General features: G+C 32.7%; 6 protein-coding genes. 3 read left to right on the plus strand and 3 right to left on the minus strand.

Translation table 11 applies throughout. The annotated features are described in order from the left end of the window. Nucleotides 1–14: 14 nt before the first annotated feature. The 3 genes from FUA26_RS02210 to FUA26_RS02220 form a co-directional block, all read right to left on the minus strand. Nucleotides 15–1,925 carry a RagB/SusD family nutrient uptake outer membrane protein gene (locus FUA26_RS02210; protein ID WP_186826838.1) on the minus strand — a complete coding sequence of 637 codons (1,911 nt, stop codon included), beginning with the start codon at nt 1,923–1,925 and terminating at the stop codon, nt 15–17. 58 nt (nt 1,926–1,983) lie between these two features. Further along, nucleotides 1,984–5,169 carry a SusC/RagA family TonB-linked outer membrane protein gene (locus FUA26_RS02215; protein ID WP_147130989.1) on the minus strand — a complete coding sequence of 1,062 codons (3,186 nt, stop codon included), beginning with the start codon at nt 5,167–5,169 and terminating at the stop codon, nt 1,984–1,986. A 170-nt stretch (nt 5,170–5,339) separates the two neighbouring features. After that, nucleotides 5,340–9,554, minus strand: coding sequence for a hybrid sensor histidine kinase/response regulator transcription factor (locus FUA26_RS02220; protein ID WP_147130991.1), 4,215 nt, complete (start codon nt 9,552–9,554; stop codon nt 5,340–5,342). Between the two features lie 219 nt (nt 9,555–9,773). On the opposite strand from FUA26_RS02220, the gene FUA26_RS02225 reads away from it, so the two are divergent. The 3 genes from FUA26_RS02225 (at nt 9,774) to FUA26_RS02235 (ending at nt 21,973) form a co-directional block, all read left to right on the plus strand. Continuing rightward, nucleotides 9,774–11,339, plus strand: a complete 1,566-nt coding sequence (locus FUA26_RS02225; RefSeq protein ID WP_147130993.1) for an alpha-L-fucosidase — start codon at nt 9,774–9,776, stop codon at nt 11,337–11,339. Nucleotides 11,340–11,566: 227 nt separating this feature from the next. Then, nucleotides 11,567–14,830 carry a LamG-like jellyroll fold domain-containing protein gene (locus tag FUA26_RS02230; RefSeq protein ID WP_147130995.1) on the plus strand — a complete coding sequence of 1,088 codons (3,264 nt, stop codon included), beginning with the start codon at nt 11,567–11,569 and terminating at the stop codon, nt 14,828–14,830. 270 nt (nt 14,831–15,100) lie between these two features. Further along, the gene (locus tag FUA26_RS02235; RefSeq protein ID WP_147130997.1) at nt 15,101–21,973 is read left to right on the plus strand and encodes a choice-of-anchor D domain-containing protein; all 6,873 of its coding nucleotides are present in this window, start codon (nt 15,101–15,103) and stop codon (nt 21,971–21,973) included. Nucleotides 21,974–22,030: the final 57 nt, after the last annotated feature.

A 22,030-nucleotide genomic window follows, 5' to 3' on the forward strand; every position in this document is an offset into this window, starting at 1 on the left:
CCATAAACATTAAATTATTGATTCCAATTTAAATTAGCATTAATTTCATCTTGTGGCACTGGTAAATAGCTGTGTACCTCTTCAATAAAATTTTGAGAACCTAAAAGATTATCTCTTAAAAAAGGTTCATTTGTTCTTCTGTTGGCATTAGAATTTAGGTTGGCTGGTTGCCTAAAAGCATAATCTGGCGCTTCTGTGTTTGCCGGGTAAGATGGTACCTGACCTGCTGGCATGATAAAGCAACGCCACCTGGTTGGGTTTTTGCTCATAGCGTTATTTTTAAAGTGCCACGCATCATACTCAAATTGTGCTAAGTGTTCTAATTGCTGTTTCCAAACGCCCCAACGTCTTAAATCTATAGTACGATTTCCTTCTAGTGCTAACTCTAGAGGTTTTTCGGTAAACCTTAAATGTTCCATTAGGTTTTGAAGCGTTACCGGCTCTTCACCATTTGTTAAATCTAAATCAATATCATTATAATATGTTGCAGTACCTGAAAATTCTGCTCCGGCATCAGATGAGCTTCCTAATAAAATTAAATGAGAGCGTTTTCTAACGCGGTTTATATAGCGTAATGCTTCAGATAAATCGCCTTTTTCAATCATACATTCAGCATACATTAAATAAACTTCAGCTAAACGCATTATTGGTATATTAATATCAGATCTGTTATCTTTTTCAGGATCTTCTGCTTCACCAATACCACCGTTATTTGTATTCCAGCCTGTAAACTTTTTAATAAAGTTAGGAAATTGTCTTGCGTGTGGAGCTGCCGATGTTTCGGTACCGTAATCAGCTAATTCAACACCGTACATTCTGTCATCTCTATCATCAACAGATGATATTGAGTTGTTCATACGTAAGCTGTACATTCTTAAAACGTTTTCTTGTATGCTTTCTAAATCTCCACTGGCATCATAAACATTTCTGTTTACATAGTTTGCAGGGTCTGCAGGGTCTGGTCTTTCATTTCTGTATTTAAGTGTTAACCATGATGAAAACTGTATTCTGTTTCCGTCATTTAAAAAGTGTGTAATACGTTGTGAAAGGTTTTGCTCATCTAAACCTAAAGGGTTGGCTTCATAGGAATAATTAATTTCGAAAATTGATTCATTATTAAACTCTGCAATGCCTGTTACACATTCTGATAAATCATCAGTTAATTGATAGTTATAGTTATCAATTACGTTTTTAAGATATATTTCAGCATTTGTAAAATCGTTTTCGTTTAAGTAACTTTTTCCTAATAAGGCTTCACAAAAACCGGCTGTGATTCTTCCTAAATTACCGCTACCAACTTCAGATTGCCATGCGTTGTATGTTGCGGGTAAATTATCTAAACCATATTGTAAATCTGCTCTAAAGAATGTTTTAATTTCTTCGGAAGAAGAAAATGCTATTTGAAAATCATTAAAATCTGTTGGTACTGTTTCAAATAACGGCACTGAACCATTATTAAATGTATGGTGCAATGTGTAATAAAAATAGCCTCTTAACGCTCTTGCTTGGGCTAAAATTAAACTAGCTGTTTCATCGTTAATTGAAGGGTTTAACCTATTGTAAGCATCAATTACTTGGTTGGCTCTAAACACACCTCTGTAACAAGCATCCCATTTATTTTGTACTTCATTTGTTGTTAAATCAAAGGTTTGATCATAAATAGGGTTTCCTATAGCATTACTTCTTTGAGAAAACGGTACCGCTATATCTGTACGGGTATAATCCCAAAGAATTCCTAGAATATCTTCATCTCTCATGGCTGCATAAACGGCATTTAAACCTGTATTTAAATCGGCTGTTGTTTGCCAAAACGTACCTAATGTTAAAGCATTAGGGTTTACTTGGTCTAATTCATCTACACATGATTGAAATGTACAGGCAAAAATAAGTAGCGGAATTAAGCCTTTTATAAATGTCTTTTTCATTATTAACACTTTATTTTTTATTTCGTTATAATTTCTTTCCATCTTCATAATATTTATATTAAAATTGAAGTTGGATACCTGCCTTAACTTGAGAAGCTATTGGGTATCTACCTTGGTCTATACCACGCGTACTTAAACCATTACCACCAACTTCAGGATCAAAACCAGTATAATCTGTAATGGTTAATAAATTTTGACCTTGTACGTAAAACCTAAATTTACTCAAGCCCATTTTTTCAATAACATCTTTAGGGAATGAAAACCCTAGTGTTATGTTACGAAGCCTTACAAAATCGGCATTCTCAAGAAATAAAGATGAAGCCCCTCTGTATGATCTTGTATTATTACCGTTATACCATGGTATGTTTGAGGTTGTGTTATGCTGTGTCCATGAGTAAAACAAATCTTTATGTACACCTGCTTGGTAGGCATAAGCTTTACTACCATTCATAACTTCTGCTCCAAATGAGCCGTACCATTGCATACTAAAATCTATACCTTTATATTTTGCTGAAAAGTTTAAACCTGTTTCAAAATCTGGTGTACCAGAGCCAGCATATACTCTATCATTATCATCAATAGTGCCGTCTCCCGCATCAGGTATACCATCATTATTAGTATCAATAGTTGGCTGATCTACATACATTAACTCACCCATTTTAGCACTTGGATCTATTAATTGGTATGCTTCCAACTGCTCTTGTGTTTTAATAACACCAGCTGTTTCACGTAAAAAGAATGCTGCAGCTTCATAACCCTCTGTAATTACGGTTACTAACTCTCTTGTTCCTTTTGTTGAAATGAAGCCTCTATCTAAATAAATTATTGGATTGTTTAAACTTGTTTTTGTAACAACATTTTCATTTGTTGTGAATGTTCCTGAAACATTCCAGCTAAATCCTTTTTTACCTCTGTAATTATATTTTGCTGCAAGTTCTAAACCTTTGTTTTCCATGTTACCAACATTAAATACAGTATTTCTAAACTCACCAGACACACCTGTTGATGGCGGATTAACTATTTGGTATAGTAAATCTTTCTTTTCATTTTTATATAAATCTGCAGATAGTGTTAATTTGTTTTTAAACAACCCTAAATCTACACCTATATTTTGCTCAACTGAGGTTTCCCAGCCAAGGTTTTCATTTGCGTATTCTAATTGAGTTGTTCCTAAAGCACCTTGTTCGTTTGTTGGGTTGTTTACATCACTTGAAGGGCTATTGCTACCAAACACATAATCTCTACCTGGTTCTACAACCGGTTGATTGCTATATGGCGAAAACCTATCATTACCTACAGTACCGTAACCTGCTCTAATTTTAAATGAGTTTACAACTTTTTTAAACGGATGCCAGAAGTTTTCTTGATCTACGTTCCAACCTACAGATACTGATGGAAAAAAACCCCACCTGTTATCTTCACTAAACTGCGAAGATCCATCATATCTTCCACTTGCACTTAAAAGATATTTACCATCAAAATTATATTGTAATCTGGCTATGTTACCAATTAATGTTCTGGTAAAATCTTGTCCGCCAGATTCTATATCCCAAATGAGTTCATAATTATCAAGTACAGTAATGGCTGGGTTTAAATTATTTCTAACTTCAATTTGATACCTTTCATTTTTAGATTTTTCAAAAGAAGTACCTAAAAGCGCTGTAATTTTATGCTTGCCAAATTGTTTGTTATAGGTTGCAAACTGCTCTGATGTTAGTTTAGATGATGTGAGGTCTGTAACCGTTTGCGATGTGATGTTGTTTGGGTTAACAATTAAATTGCCATCAGTGTTATAAATATCATATCTTGGAATAATTCTAACCCACTTTTGGTCATTGTAAGTTATACCAAAACGGCCTGTTAACGTTAAATTTTTTGTAGCTTCTAATTCAAACTGAATATTTCCGGCATGACTGTTACCATCTCTATTTTCTTCTGTTTTAATATTTCTTAAAGCATTTGCCAAGTTTCTGGCTTCGTTTAATTTCCAATCTTCAGTTGGATCATCAGTACTTATTTCAGATATATTATCCAGCACATTTTCATCTAAATTTACAGCAGGCCTAAACGCTTGATACTCATAAATTCTATTCATCATACCATTCCATGGCACCAATTTCTCATCTCTTTTAAAGGTTAAACCTGTTGTTATTTTCCATTTACCTTTAGTAAATTGTGTATTTGCACGTACGTTAAACCTTTTATAATCTGAATTATAAAACACCCCTTCTTGTTGATAAAAGTTGGCATTAAAATTATAGGTTAAACCATCTTTACCACCAGATACATTTACTGAATGATTTTGAATTATGGCATTGTTATTTAAAAGTACATCTCCTATATTTGTATTATTGGTAAAATAACTAGAGTTTCGGTGAATATCACCATCTACACCACCTTGAGGTTTATCAGTATTTAATGCACCACGTAGCAAATGTAAATAGGTGTATTCTTCTTTGGTCATATTGTGAAATGTAGAGGCTATTGTTTGCATACCATATTCAGTATTTACACGAATATCCATTTGACCCACTTTGCCTTGTTTTGTGGTAATTAAAATAACACCGCCTGCACCACGCACACCATAAATTGATGTTGATGCTGCATCTTTTAAAACATCAATGGTTTGAATTTCACTAATACTTAATTGAGGGTCTGAATCAAAAGGAATACCATCAACTACATAAAGAGGGCTGTTTTGGCCATCAATTAACGAGCTAAAACCACGAATTAAAATATTAGCCTCTTCACCTGGAGCACCAGAGCTAGATGCAATATTTACACCTGCTATTTGCCCTTGTAAAGCGGTACCAATATCTGATGTGGTTGTTTGCTCTAGCACCTCGGCTTTTACTTGGCCAACGGCACCTGTAACTTCCTTTTTCTTTTGCTTACCATAGCCTACTACTACAACTTCTTCAAGTGTAGACAAATCTGTTTGCATAGTTACGTTTAACTGTGTTTTACCATTAACAGCAACCTCTTGGGTTTCATAACCCAAATAACTAAACACTAGTACAGCATTTGTGTTTGCTTTAATGGCATAGTTTCCATCAAAGTCTGACACTGCACCTGTACTTGTACCTTTTACCAAAATACTTACTCCTGGTAACGGCATACCTTCAGCTTGTACATTACCACTTATAGTGGTTGTTTGCGCACTTGCAAAACCTAAGCATAACACACCTAAAAAATAGGTTATAAACACCTTGGATTTACAATAATAAAATAATTTCAAATTCATTATTTAGTCTGTTTATTTGTTAGTGTAACAAATTTTGAAATTAATTAACTGCAAGCACTTTAGATATGATTTTAATTTTGTTAGATATGGGTTTAAAAGCGCAAAAACCCTTGTAAAAACAAGGGTTTTAAATTGCAAAAACTAAACAAATGGTTTTATAAACGCTCTACTTATTGAGACGCTTTAGCTTTTTCGGCTTTTATTTTTTTTACGTATTCTCTGGGCAACATACCAAATTGTTTTTTAAAACATTGTGAGAAATATGATGATGTATTAAACCCTGTCATGTACATAATTTCTTTTACAGAAAAATTGCTTTGTTCTAAGAGTTGTACGGCTCTTTTTAATCTAATGTTTCTAATAAACGCACTTGATGAAAGCCCTGTAAGCTCTTTAAATTTAACGTATAAATTACTACGACTTAGCCCCATTTCTTTTACTAGAAGCTCTACATTAAAATCGGTATTCATCATGTGTTTTTCAACAATTTCAATAGCTTTTTTTAAGAATTTTTCATCTAGTGATGTTACAGTAACCTCTTCGGGTTGTAGGGTTATTTCTCTATTAAATTTCTTTTTTAAACCTTCTCTGTACTTTAAAATATTACTGAGCTTTAGTTTTAATATATTTATATCAAATGGTTTTTTCATGTAACCATCGGCTCCAATTTTTAAACCTTCAATTTCACTTTCGTTTGAAGATTTTGCTGTTAGCATAATAACCGGAATATGGCTAGTTTCGTTTTGTGATTTTAATACATTACAAAGCTCAATGCCATCCATTACTGGCATAATAACATCGGTTAATATAATGTTTGGTATACTTTTATTGGCTATTTCTAAACCTTCGGCACCATTTGATGCTTCTAATACTTTGTATGATTCACCTAAAGCCCGCTTTATAAAGTTTCTAATATCTTTATTATCATCAACCACTAATAAAACAGGTAGTTTTGAGCGTGAACTTGATATTTGAGAATCTGTTATTTCATCATTTAATTGAATAGCAAATGATTCTTGCTCTGAACTTCTTACAAGAAAATCGCTTTCATTTTTTTCTTTTATACTTATTTCGGGTATTTTTTCGTAAGCAGTTTTACGCTGTGGTAATTTTACAATAAATGTAGTTGTTTCATTAGGTTCACTTTCAACTTTTATTGTTCCTTGATGGAAATTTATAAGGTTTTTAGTAAACGCTAACCCAATGCCAGCTCCGTTTTGAAAATCGTTATTTCGCTTTTTGTTCTTTTTAGTGTAAAAGCGTTCAAAAATATTTTCAATATCATCTTTACTAATACCAATGCCTGTGTTTTTAACTTCAATTACAACAAAATCTGTAGTATCATTTTGTTGTGTTTCAGTTTCTTTTAAAATATTAATGGTAACCTCGCCTCCTGCGGGTGTAAATTTGAATGCATTTGACAATAAGTTTTTAGTAATTTTTTCTAATGCATCATGATCAAACCATGCTTTAATACTTTTATGAGGTGATTTTATGTTAAAATCTATATCTTGTTTATGCGCTATAAACTGAAAAGGTTCACCAATGTCTTTAATAAAATTGATAATTTCTGTATTACGAATTACCAGCCTCATTTTACCTTGATTTATTTTTCTAAAATCTAATAGTTGATTTACCAATCTTAATAAATAATTGGTGTTTTTTAGCATAATTTGTGCTTGCTCTTGCACTACTTCATTATCTTTTGTTGTGTTAGATGTTAGTAAATAATCTAAAGGTCCTTTTATGAGTGTTAAAGGTGTACGAAACTCATGTGAAATGTTAGTAAAAAACTCTAATTTTATTTTTTGAAGTTCTTCTTTTTGCTCTTTTTCTAATTGATCTAACTCTAATTGATGCTTTCGGGTTGTACCTATAATGGTATATTTTCTAAATGCTAATAAAAGCCCAATAGTAAATAGGGTATAAATAAAATAGGCAAAATTTGTTTTCCAAAAAGGTGGTGCTATGTATAAACTTAATGTACTTGGTGTGGCATCCCAAACACCATCACTGTTTGAAGATTTTACTTTAAACGTATAATTTCCTGGTGAAATATTGGTGTAATTTGCAAACCTGTTATTGGATGTTGATGTAACCCAGTTTTTATCATAACCTTCTAATTTATATGTAAATTTATTTTTTAATGGCGCTTCATAATGCAGCCCCGTAAATTCTATTGTAAAGCTATTTTGATCGTAGGCTAAATTTAAGTGTTTTTTATAGGCTATGGCGCTGTCTAAAACCACAGTTTTATTATATATTTTACCTACTTTTACTATTTCATTGAAAATTGAAAAATTTGATATTATGGTTTCTGATGGCAATACATTATCATTTATTTGACTTGGTGTAAACACGTTAAAACCGTTAATACCACCAAACATTAAAGCTCCTGAACTTAACTTTAAACCTGCTAGTTCTTGAAACTCGTTATCTTGTAAACCATCATTAACATCATAATTTTTAAAGGTTTGGTTTTCAGGGTTAAATTTTGAAAGCCCTTTATTGGTTGATACCCAAATATGCCCCAAATGATCTTCTAAAATAGATTTTACTACATTATTTGCTAAACCATCTTTTTGATAATACCGTATAAATTTTTCGGGGCTGCCATTTCTTGGTGGCATATACCTATTTAAGCCGCCACCAAAAGTTCCTATATAAATATCACCCGATGAGTGCTCATAAATTGGCATTATGTAATTATGACTAATAGAGTTAGCATCTTGTTTGTTTGTTTTGTAAACATCAAACATAGGGTCTTCTTCTAAAAGCTCATTATATTCTAGCTTTGATAAGCCATCACCTGTTGCAAACCAAATATTACCTTTGCTATCTTGGTATATATATCTTATTATGTTGTTAGATATGCTGTACTTATTTTCAGGGTTGTTTGTAAATTCAGAAACATTGTAAGTACCTTTATCATTTTTTACCATTCTGTACACACCACCATTGTATGTGCCTACCCAAATAGTATTATCTGCATCTTTTAGTATAGAAAAAACACTGTTTGTTGTTTCTAACAATAGTTCTACTTTAGTATTGGGTTTATTAATTGCATCTTCAATATCTAACATGTATAAACCGCGTTTATTACCATCTCCAATTAATAATTTTTTACGGTTATTTATTTCTACTTCTTGTAGTGCAAAACCTCTTAAAACCTTTTCAAATTTTTTAAAGTTGGTGTAAGTTCCTATTTCACTTTTAGGCAGTAAGTTTAAGCCACCACCTTCGGTACCTATCCAAATATTCCCTAAACTATCTTCAAAAAGAGCTCTAATTTTATCATAACTCAAGCTATTGGGGCTTGATGTTTTTTTTACATGAAGAAATTGTTTTTTCTTGGGGTTTACTTTATTTACACCGCCGCCGTTGGTTCCAATCCAGATAATGCCTGTTTTGTCTTTGTACAATATATTTACCAAGTTTTTACTTAAACTATTAGGGTTAACAGGGTCATAGGTGAAACGGTTTTCTTTTACTAACTGCCTACCTTTATCATTAAGTTCATATTGTAAAACACCATTATTTGTACCAACCCAATAGTGGTTATCATTATCAATAACTAATGATTTTACGGGGTTTTTTAAAATATGTCTGGCTTTTCTTTTTTTGTGTTTTAAGCTTTTTACAAATAACCCTTTGGATGTACCAATTAATAAATTGCCTTTTTTATCTTCACCTAAATATGAAATAGTGGTATTGGGTACATCGGGCCTGTAATTAAGTTTTTTAAATTTAAATGCGCCATCATTAGTTTCTACAAGTTCAAATAATTTTTCAGTAGCAGAAAACCAAATGGTACCAGTTTTATCTTGGTAAATTGTTTTTATAATTTTATTAAATGGTAGCTCTAAGCGCTTAAATATCATTTTTCCTTCCGGTGTTTCATTTATTAATAAATTAACGCCTTTGTCGGTAGCTACCCAAACTCTATCTTTATTATCAACAAAAACCACTCTTATTATATCACTATCAATAGTAGTACTATCACTTTCTATATGGTAATTTCTGGTAAAAGTTTCGGTTTTTTTATTCAGTTTATTTAAACCGCCTCCGGTGGTACCAATCCATAAATTACCTTTTGTATCTCCACTAATAGTAAAAACTATATTACTACTAATACTATTATTATTGTTTGGGTTTGGTACATAATAATCAAATTTATAACCATCGTATTTGTTTAAACCATCAAAAGTACCAAACCACATAAAGCCATCATTGTCTTGATATATACAGTTAATATCGCTTTGCGATAAACCCTCACTTGTGGTAATACGCTCAAATTTTATATTGCTTTGGGCGTTAGTAATAAGTGTAATTGTAAAAACAACACTATTAATAAAAGTAGTAATAAAACGTTTGTTTAGGGTCATAATTAATTCAGTTCTGTTGAGAGATACTATAAATATACAATGTAATTTATAATGAAAAAGACACTAGTTACTGTTAATTTCTTTTTAAAAATCATATGTAGCCTAAACTAAATCATATGTCTTAAAACTTCGTTTGGTTTAAAATTAGCTTTGTATAGTAGATATCCTTTTTTAAAGGAACAATATTTCTATTAACACTAAAAAACAAAATACACTAAAATGCGGTTACATAAAAAAACACGCCAATTATTATTTGTTTTAAGTTTAGGTTTAGCTCTAAACTTAAATGCCCAAAACACAAAAAAGGAGCCATACAAAGCTACTTGGGAATCTGTTAACACCGTAAATGCTACACCAGATTGGTTTCAAGATGCTAAGTTTGGTATTTATGCCCATTGGGGACCTGTAAGTAATGCTTTTGTAGGAAGCGACCCTAATACTTGGTATGCCGGTTGGCACGGAATGAAAATGTATGAAGATGGAAAAAAAGTACCTACCAAAAACGGAAAACCATCAAATAACTACATTCACCACAAAAAGAAATATGGAAATCCAAAAAAATACGGATATAAACACATAATTGAAGAGTTTAACCCTTCTGGTTTTGATGCTAAAGCTTGGGCCGAATTATTTGCTAAATCTGGTGCTAAATTTGCTGGACCAGTAGCCATGCATCATGATAATTTTGCTATGTGGGATGCAAAATCTACACGTTGGAATTCTATGAATTATGGAGGCATAGATCCTTCGGCTGAATTGAAAAAAGAAATTGAAGCTAGAGGCATGAAATTTATGGGGTCTTTCCACCACGCATTTACATGGAAATACTTTGCACCTGCACACGCTCATGGAGGTATAAACCCAAAAGATTATGACTTATACACCAACCCACACCCTTTAGATTCTGATACCCCTGATGCACAATTTTATGCAGATTGGTGGGCAAAATTAAAAGAATTTATTGACGTTTACCAACCCGATTTAATTTGGTTTGACTGGTGGCTAGAAAACATGACAGAAGAATGTAGAACTGAATTTTTAGCGTATTATTACAACAAAGGTTTAGAATGGGGAAAAGACGTAGTGGTTTGCTACAAAGAAACTACATTTAATGAAAACGCTGCTGTTAAAGATTATGAAAGAGGCCGCCCTAACCAACCTAAAGAACATGCTTGGTTAACTGATACGTCTCCTGGTGCTTGGTTTTACAGACCTGGAGCTAAATTTAAAACACCAAATGAACTTATTGATATACTTGTTGATATTGTATCTAAAAACGGGTTAATGCTATTAAATGTTCCGCCCAATCCTGATGGAACCATACCCGATGTTATGGTTAATCTATTAACAGAAATGGGAGCTTGGTTAGAGGTTAATGGTGAAGCTATTTATGGCACAAGACCTTACACTATTTTTGGCGAAGGCCCAACAAGATTACCAGAAGGTGGCCATAAAGTTGAAAAATTAAAAATTGAATATACCAATAAAGATATTAGATTTACTAAAAAATCAGATAAAGTGTTTTATGCCATAGTAATGGATAAACCTTCTGAAAAAACAGTTATTAAATCTTTTAGCAAACAAATTGGTCTTTTAAATTCAAAAATTGAAAACATTGAACTTTTAGGCAGTAATGAAACTATTACTTGGGAAAGAAATGACGAAGGGCTTATAATTAATGCTGCAAAAAACTACCCTTCAAATTACGCTCATGCCTATAAAATAACGCTTGAAGGTTATACTGAAAACAATATTGGTGGCGCTGTTGATGCTCATGTTGATTAACACCCCACTTTTTTATTAAGAAGCTAAAAACCTCAGATATTAAATCTGAGGTTTTTTTATGAATATTATCACAAATTGCTAATTCATCTTAGTAATCACAAAAAAGAAAGTTTATTCTCTCTTTTTAAAAATAAAACACACACTTAATCGATTATTTTTGCATTTAAAAGACATTATTCATACGTTTGACGAGTAATTAGCCCCCAAAGCTAAAAACTTAACCAACCATGAAAATAATTGTCCCTCTCTCAAGGTATTTGCCTTTGCAAATATTATTGTGCTTCGGTACACTAATATTTTCACAAAATAATATAGCCCAGAACTACACAGGCACTGATGGTAATATTGTTTGGAATACTTCTGAAAATGCAAATTTTAACAATAACGTACTAGTAATTGGTAGAGATGATGCATCAAACTTTAATAAAAAACAATCTCATTTCTCAAATGATAATATAACTATTGGTATAAAAACCATAGCAACTTCAAACCAGAAAAACACCGAAACCTTTTTTAATAATAAAAGTTTTATTGCATGTGGGCATAATAATAAAAGTACATTATCAGCATCTACAATAACCATAAATTACAGCGCTTCAACACCTAACACCACAACCAATGTAAGTGCTATACCTATTGCAAGAATTTGGAAATTTATTGTTACTGATACTGTACCCACAATTAAAGTTTCAATTCCTGAACATTTAGTTGCAAACACAAAAAACAGCAATAGTGCTTATGTAATGTTAATTGCTAATGATGAAAACTTTACAAGCCATGTTACATCTGTAACGTTAAAAGCCAACAACACAAACCTTGAAACTAGCTTCTATTTTACAGGCACTAAATATGTAACGTTTGCATCAACACACATAACACCTGAAATTCCTAGAGCAGCTGCATTTTACAACGCCAATTCATTTTTAAGTGCTGGTAATGTTCACAATTTAAACAATACTAGTTTTACACTTAGTGGCTGGGTTAAATTGGCTTCTAATGGCAACTTTGATGTGGTATCAAAACTTAACAATACCAATGGTTATGCTGTTTCCACAACAACCAACAATACATTTAAGTTTTCTTGGAAAAACAATAACATTAGCTATAATATTGAAGCTTCAACAGCTATTTTAAAAAATCAGTGGCATCATTTTGCAGTAACTTACAATGGTAATAATAATATGTTTAAATTGTATGTTGACGGTGTTTTAGATAATGAAACCTCAACAAAACCAGCTATACAAAATAGTACCGATGCCCATTTTTTAATAGGCGCATCAAACCATAAAACCCCTAAAAACCATTTTAAAGGTAGTATTGATGAAGTTAGAATTTGGAAAACGGCCTTAACCAATAGCCAAATTCAGTTTATCATGAATCAAGAAATTAAACAAGACGCTCAGTTTAATGTTGCTGGTAAAGTGCTACCTGCTTCAATACAAAAAAATGATATTAATATAATTTCATGGAACAATTTATTGGGCTACTACCCTATGAACGTTTTGGTTTTTGGAAGTGTAAAAGACGCATCAAAATACAATAATGATGCTTCAATGATTAATTTTAAAAGTTTAGAACCTCAAACAGCCCCAATACCTTACCAAACTGCGCAAACTGGACATTGGGATAACCCAAACACCTGGCTTAACGGAAATGTACAGTACATACCTGGTGCTAAATCTTGTAGCTTTTCTAATCAAACCATTAACAATACCATAGCTGTAATTAACCACAATGTTACTTTAAGTAATGATAACAACAGTTTAATTCCTGCACAAAACAATGGCGAAAGGCGTGTATTGGGCTTACTTATTAACCCAAGAGCTAAACTGGTTTTAACTGGTAATAATAACAACAAAACTGGGTTTGCCTTAACTGTTACACATTATTTAAAAATTAACGGCTCTATTGATTTAGAAGGCGAATCTCAACTCATTCAAACGCTTGGTAGTTATTATGACACAAGTGGTATAGGCTATTTAGAAAGAGACCAACAAGGTACTGCCAATACGTATAAATATGATTATTGGTCATCACCTGTTGCTCCTACTAGTAATGCCAATTATACCGCAAAAAATGTTATAAATAATGTAGGTTTTTTAACTTCAGGGTATAATGGTAGCGCTTCGCCAGTTAAAAATGCAGACTATTGGATTTGGAAATATGCTAATAACCCTAACATAAATTGCTCACAATGGCAACACGTACGTAGTACGGGTGCAATTGCCGCTGGTGAGGGCTTTACTATGAAGGGCCCTGGAACAAATAATACCAATCAAAATTACGTGTTTAAAGGGCAACCTAATAATGGTGATATTACCTTAAGCATTGTTGCTAATAACAATTATTTAATTGGAAATCCGTACCCATCTGCTATTAATGCCGATGTGTTTATAAAAAATAATATATCTGTTTTTAATGGCGGAAACAATACCTCTAACATTATAAATGGCGCTATTTATTATTGGGATCATTTTGCTGTAAATTCACATCAACCTTCAGAGTATAGTGGCGGTTATGCAATGTACACTTTAATGGGAGGTGTTAAAGCACTTACACACAATTTGCGCTTAAACACAGCAAATGCACCTCAAACAAAGGTGCCTAAAAAGTACATTCCTATTGGGCAAGGGTTTATTGTGTCTTCAACAGTAAATAGTAGTACAAATACCCCTGTTGTTAATGGCGGAAACATTATTTTTAACAATAATCAAAGGGCTTTTAAAAAAGAAGAAGCGCATGATGAGTCTGTTGAAAAATTAATTAAAACCACCAAAGTAATTAATAGTAATGATACTACTGATGCCCGACAAAAATTACGTTTATTAGCGAGTACTCCAACAGGGTATCACCGTCAATTACTTTTAGGAGCAGATACTAAGGCAACTAGCAATTTTGATTTAGGCTATGAAGGTGCTTTAATAGAAAACAACAAAGAAGATGCCTACTGGTTATTAAATAATTCAAAATTAATAATACAAGCTGTAAACACTATAAACAGTAGCCAAACAGTAGCTCTAGGCACTAAAATAAATAAAGCAGGAAACATTACTTTTAAACTAGATGAACTTATTAATTTTGATAATGAAACACAAGTAATTTTACATGACAAAGACCTTGATATATTTCACAATTTAAACACTTCAAATTATGAAACATATATTACTGCTGGTGAACATTTGCAACGCTTTGAATTAACCTTTGTAAATACCTCAAACAAAACATTAAGTAACAATGATTTTGAAGAGCAAACCAATGCTTCTATTTTATATTCAAATAAAAAAGGGCGCTTAATAATAAATAACCCAAAACATAGTAACATTACATCTATTCAAGTATATTCGCTTTTAGGTAAATTAATTACAAACAATAAAAAAGTTGAAACCTCAGGCTATTTAGAAATAAGCTTACCTAAAATAGTTCCGGGTGTTTATATTGCTACTGTAGAAATTAATGGTAAGCGTATTACTAAAAAATTCACAAAAAATTAGTGCATAATTTAGGGTTATCTATTTTACAAACTTTGAATAAGCTCTTTTAATTTTATTATCTCAAATTTTATACTGAGAGATAATATAACAGGCACACCTTACATCTTATTTTAATGTAAAACACTTTAAGTATGAAGAGAAGTAAAGTACTCTTTATTTAACTTTCCTTATATTTTTGTTAAAACAAAATGCATTTCATCGATTTTTTTTGCGTTTTATGGATTTTAGTATTTATATTTGGTGCATTGCTATTTAAACCAACTCTCTCACATGAAAAAACTCAATCTCTCAATAGGGTTTTGCATATTTTTGGTATGCGCTCTATTTTCTGAAGGAATATCCTCTCAAACAGTTATTAATTCACAAACCTTTGAGTCTGGTACCGGAATATGGTCTCTTTCGGGTAGTGCTACACGTTTGAATAATACAAACCCTTCTTGCGGTGGTAACTACTCAATAAGATTACAACAAAATAGTAGCGCACAAATGGTTACTTCACCATTAAACATTACAAGTTTTAATCAAGTTGATATTTCTTTTTGCCATAAAGCCAATAATAATGTTGATACAAATGAAGGATTTAATTTAGAGTATTATGATGGAACCTCATGGCATACCTTACAACAATACCGAAGAGGTACTGAATTTACAACAACTGGTAACAACAACCCTCATAGTTTTTCATTTAGCATAACTACAGCAAGCTACACATTTTCTACAAACTCAAGATTCAGAATAACAAACAATACCAATGCTAATAATGAAAGAAATTTTATTGACAACATTACTATTGAAGGCATTAACACAACTCCTACATATTCTAATGTTTCTGTTACTGTTAATTGGCCTAGTTGGTCTGGTGAGAATAGAGTTGAAATTTACGAACCCAATGGTACACTAATTACAACTATTGATGATGGATATAATGGTAGCAATGGTTCATATAACAACACATTTAACCTTGGCTGCCTATTAGATGCTAGCAACTATTATATAGTAATGTATGACAGTTATGGTGATGGTTGGAATGGGGCCGACAACATTACAATAACTGTTGGTGGTTCAACGGTTTTAAACATGAGTAATAATAACATATTAACTGGTGCCGGCACTAGTGTAAACTTCAATGTTTCTGGAAGCTCATGTGCCATAAACCCAGAAATTAATATTACAGGCAATGGCAATACTATTTTAAATGGAGCTACAACACCAACTTCAACTAATAATACAAGTTTTGGTAATATTGATGTTGCAAGCGGAAGCTTAACACATACTTTTACTATTGAAAACTCAGGGATTGCTAACTTAAACCTAACAGGTAGTGCACCTTATGTGTCAATTTCAGGAACCAATGCTTCAGATTTTTCAGTCACTGTTACACCAAACAATAACATAGCCTCGGGTGATACCACTACTTTTAATATAACATTTAATCCTGGTGCTGTTGGTACAAGAACAGCTACCATAACAATAAACAATGATGATAGTGATGAAAGTACATATACTTTTAGCATTGAGGGTAACGGAACAGACCCGTGCGGAAGTACTATTAATACATTTCCTTATACTGAAAATTTTGAAACAAATACTGTAGGCGCCTGGATACAGGATTCTGCTGATAATTTTAACTGGACAGTTAATAACGGTGGTACACCATCATCAAACACAGGGCCTAATACAGCAGCACAAGGTTCATATTATATTTTTACTGAAGCCTCAAACCCAAGAAATAACGGCGATGTTACAAATTTAGAAAGTCCTTGCTTTAACTTAACAACTTTAACAAACCCAGAGTTTTCATTTAGTTATCATATGTATGGCGCCACAATGGGTACATTATATGTTGATATTAGTACAGATAGTGGTGCTACATTTCCAACAACAATTTGGTCTCAGTCTGGTCAAGTACAAACATCGTATTTTAATGCTTGGACACCGGTTACAATAAACCTTTCTGCTTATACTGGTCAAACTGTTAAATTAAGACTTAGGGGCGTTATTGGTAATGATTACAGAGGTGATATAGCTGTTGATGATATTGAACTAAGGAATGCTGCGCCTACACCCGAAATAAATGTAGTAGGAAATGGCATTTCTATTTTTGATGGAGATATAACACCTTCTACCACAGACAATACAGATTTTGGTAATGTTTTAACTACCAGCACAACTAAAACACATTTATTTACTATTGAAAACCTAGGTACATCAAACACCTTAACACTATCTGGCGCTAGCCCTTACATTTCTATAACAGGTGCACATGCGTCTGATTTTACACTAACAACTATACCAAATAATACTATTGCAGCAGGTAGTAGCACCAATTTTGAAATTACTTTCAACCCCAGCAATACAGGTATTAGAACAGCTATTATTACCATTAATAATAATGATACTGATGAAGGCTCATATACCTTTAACATTCAAGGCTCGGGTGTATTAGGCCCACCACAATACACCGCTTACTACGAAACTTTTGATAGCAATAATGGCGGGTGGACACCTGTTACATCAACCAATGACACATGGGTTTGGACTAATACTTTTACTACCACTGATGAAATAGGAGAAGGTAGCTTTTGGCGAAACTCAAACTATAACTCATATGTAAGTAATACTAACATAGTAATTGAAAGTCCGCAATTAAATTTTAGTGGTTTACAAAACTTAAAATTTAGTATTGATATTAAATATAACACTGAAAATAATAACGATGGTATGCGAATTTTATATTCGGTGGGTGGTGGCCCATTTACGGTACTAGGTGCTAGCGGTAGTGGTACAAATTGGTACAATGATAATGTAGCCGCCTTAGGTTCTGATGGTTGGAATAATGATGGCCACACGGCTACCCCAAGCTTTACACCGCATAGTCAATTTGGGCAATCTAGCATTGAATTACTTGATGCTATTTTTTCAAACCAAAGTAATGTAAGGTTCAGAATTCAATTTAGTTCTAATGCTAGTAATAACTATGAAGGCGTTGCCTTTGATAATGTATTAATTGAAGCAGACCCTATTACAAGTTTAAACACACCAACCACTTCACCTGGTAGTGCAGCTAATAATTTAAGACTTTGGTTAAAAGCAAATGCAGGCATTACAGCTACCGATGGTAATGCTTTAACCCTTTGGGAAGACCAAGCTTTTGATACCGCTTTAGATAAAGAAGATGCTACTACTGCCATGTCTGTTGCCCCAACTTACAGAGATAACACCAATAGAAACATAAACTTTAATCCTGCTGTAGATTTTAACCACAATAATTTAGAATACATGAACGGTAAAGGCGGTTTTTACTCAAAAGAATATTTTGTGGTAGTTAAAAGTAATGATGTTGTAAATACCAATACAGGTAGTTTTAACCCCGGAAGACAGTTTGTTATTGGTGGTCGTTATTCTGATGATTCTTTTCATGAAGACCCTACTGGTTTAGGTTTTGGTAGTGTATCTAGTAGGTATTCAAATGAAATTATTTCACATAATATCAGTTCATTTCCAAATGGTTCAAGCAGTGCGCCAAATGCAACTTCTTATGGGCGCTCATATTCTTCGGCAACAGATGCATTTCAAAATCATCCGTTAATTATTAATGTAAAAACAAATGCTGCTGGTACAGCTTCAGAAATTTATAAAAATGGTAAACAAATTGATAATACTACAGGTGTTGCTGGTAACGGCGCAAACTTAAACTTTAATGAGTTTAGTAATCTTCAATTTTTAATTGGTATAGGCCGTAGTGGTATTACTGGCCGAACAACCTCACAAATGAATGGTTTAATTACTGAAATTATTTCATACACATCACCTAACTCGGCTATTAATCAGCAAAAAATTCATTCGTATTTAGCAGTTAAATATGGTACAACTTTACAAGCTACAAATTCAGTATTAACAAATTATAGAATTAATGATATTAACTATATAGATTCTCAAGGTGTAGTAATTTGGAATACAAATAATAACGCTGGCTTTAATTATGATGTTGCTGGTATTGGTAGAGATGATGCATCTTCACTTAACCAAAAACAATCTAAAAGTCAAAATACTGAAACAGATGGTACAGGAGCTATTAGTGGCTTAATTACTATTGGTTTATCTAATATTTACAACACTAATAACACAAACATAAGTACAAATACAACAACGCTAAATGATAGAGCTTTTTTAATGTGGGGAAACAATGGGGCCGATTTAAATTTAACCCCAACTACAATACATGTAGATATGAGTGCGGGTATTTCTGGCTTAAGTACGCCTGTTTCTCTTACTGCTATGCAACGCGTTTGGAAAATAGTAGAAACGGGTGGCGATGTTCCTTCGTGTAAAATTAAAATACCTGAAAACGCCCTAAGAAACATGACGCCTCCTGGTAATTTTTACATGTTTATTTCAAACTCACCTACATTTACACCTACAGCAGATTATAGAATAATGACACCTGATGGTAATGGAAACTTAGAAACTAACTATAACTTTGATGGTGCTAGCTATATAACTTTTGGTTACGCTCCGCAAATAATTGCTGAACGCTCTATATATTTTGATGGTACTTCTGATTATATTGATGTAGATGATCATTTAGATTTGAATAGTACTGAATTTACAATTTCAGCATGGATTAAAAGAGATGCTGGCACTGTAAATGCTTCAATAGTATCAAAACGAAATGCTGCAAATACTGAAGGATATGATTTTAGAATTAATGCTTCTGGGCATGTACAGTTTAGTGCAAATGGTGGTGCGCGTTTAGTAACATCGTCTGTTGCCATTCCAAGTAACAAATGGCATCAAGTAGCTGTAGTTTACAACAGTGGCAGAATTAGACTGTATATTGACGGAGTTGCAGATACTTCTGCTATATTTTTTCCAGCACCTATTAGCACTTCGCAATCATTTATAATAGGAGCTGCCGATGGATACGCGCCTAATACAACAAACTTTTTTGCAGGTAATATTGATGAGGTTAGAGTTTGGAATACAGCTTTATCTGCCAACCAGTTAAGATATATTATGAATCAAGAGCTAATGAACAATGCTTCGTTATTATTAGAATATGGTGATGTAATTCCTCAAACGGTTACTAATAATGAAATTAACAGCATTCCGTGGTCAAACTTAGCCGGTTACTACCCAATGCAAGTATTCACATACACTAATACAAATGACATGTCTGGTAATGAACACCAAGGCGCTTTAAGAAATTTAAATACCGTAGATAGGCAAACCGCACCATTACCGTACAAATCAAACAATAACGGCTCTTGGGATACAAATACAACATGGCTAAACGGCAATGTACAAACATTACCAAACGCATTATCTATTGTTGATGGATCTGCTATAAATTGGAATATTGTTGAAATTAATAACAACATATATCTAGGCGCTAATGCAACAGATGTAAGACACAGAAACTGTGCTGTACAAGGTTTAATTATTAACAGTGGTAAACTTACTATAAATGGAGATACTGCAGCTACAGAAGGCATTGGGCTTACTGTTACACATTATTTAAAACTAGATGGCACTATTGATTTAGAAGGCGAATCGCAATTAATTCAAACTGAAAATAGTGATTTTGATACTTCAAGTACAGGAAATTTAGAAAGAGACCAACAAGGTACAGCAAACACCTATTTATATAATTATTGGTCTTCACCTGTATCAACAACTAGTAATGCCAACTACACTGTACCTTCGGTTTTACCAGATTTAAACTTTTTAAGTGCTGGTTATAATGGAACCGCATCACCTATTGCTGTGGCCGATTATTGGATATGGAAATATTCAAACAGAACCAGTAATACCTATTCTGAATGGCAACATGTGCGCAGTTCTGGTACATTAGCCGTTGGCGAAGGTTTTACTATGAAAGGCCCCGGAACTAGTGGAACAAACCAAAATTATGTATTTAATGGGCAGCCAAATAATGGCGATATAAACCTTATAATTTCTGCTGGCAATGATTATTTAACTGGAAATCCATACCCTTCGGCTTTAGATGCTAATGAATTTATTTTAGACAATTTAGGCACTATAAGTGGTGGCCGCAACCCAAGTGGTAACATAATTAATGGCGCCCTTTATTTCTGGGATCATTTTGCTGTTAACTCACATAATTTAGCCGAATATCAAGGTGGTTATGCTACGTATACTTTAATTGGTGGTATTGTAGCAATTTCAAACGATTTAAGAATAAATGCTTCGGGGCTTTTAGGTATTAATCAACCTGAACGTTATATTCCTGTTGGGCAAGGTTTCTTTGTATCATCATCGTCATCGCTTTTAAGTCTTTCTACATTATTTCAGCCAATTGTTGGTGGTACACTACAGTTTAAAAATAGTCAGCGTGTTTTTGCTAAAGAAACATCAACATTTACAAATTCTGGTTCATTGTTTTTAAAATCTAATTCTAAAACAAATAAATCAAACATAAAAGACGTTGAAATTGATACAAGACCCAAAATAAGGCTGTTATTTTCAACACCAAAAGGCTACCACAGGCAACTTTTAGTTGGTACAGATAATAATGCTTCAAACAATTTTGACTTAGGTTATGATGCGCCTTTAATTGAAACTAATATTGAAGATGTTTACTGGACAGTTAATAGTGATAAATTTGTTATTCAAGCTGTAAATAACTTTGATGATTCACAGGTATTACCTCTTGGTGTTACCATTAATAAAGCTGGTTTAATTACTTTAAAAATTGATTATTTAGAAAATATTGATGATAATAAAACCATTTTTATACATGATAAAGCACTTAACATATACCATAATTTAAAAGATGGTAATTACCAAACTTACATGAATACAGGAGAATACCTTGACCGTTTTGAATTAACCTTTAGCGCTACAACTGCAAAGTCTTTAAGCAGTGAAACTTTTGAAACTAAAAATATTCAAGCTTTTTACGCTAACAATGAAAACAATATTGTAATTATAAACTCATTAAAAAGCCATATAAAATCAGTTTCATTACACAACGTTTTAGGGCAGTTAATTACAAACAAATACTTAAATACAAATGATAATTACATAACCCTTGAAACATTTAAATTACAGGCTGGTACTTATATTTTAAATGTTTACACTGATGATAAAACTATTTCTAAAAAAGTATTAATAAACTAATACAACTACTTATTAATAGCCTTGGTATTAAAAGCAAAAAGCCCTTAAAATTAAGGG

The organism is Seonamhaeicola algicola, from assembly GCF_007997385.1.
Taxonomy (GTDB): Bacteria; Bacteroidota; Bacteroidia; order Flavobacteriales; family Flavobacteriaceae; genus Seonamhaeicola; species Seonamhaeicola algicola.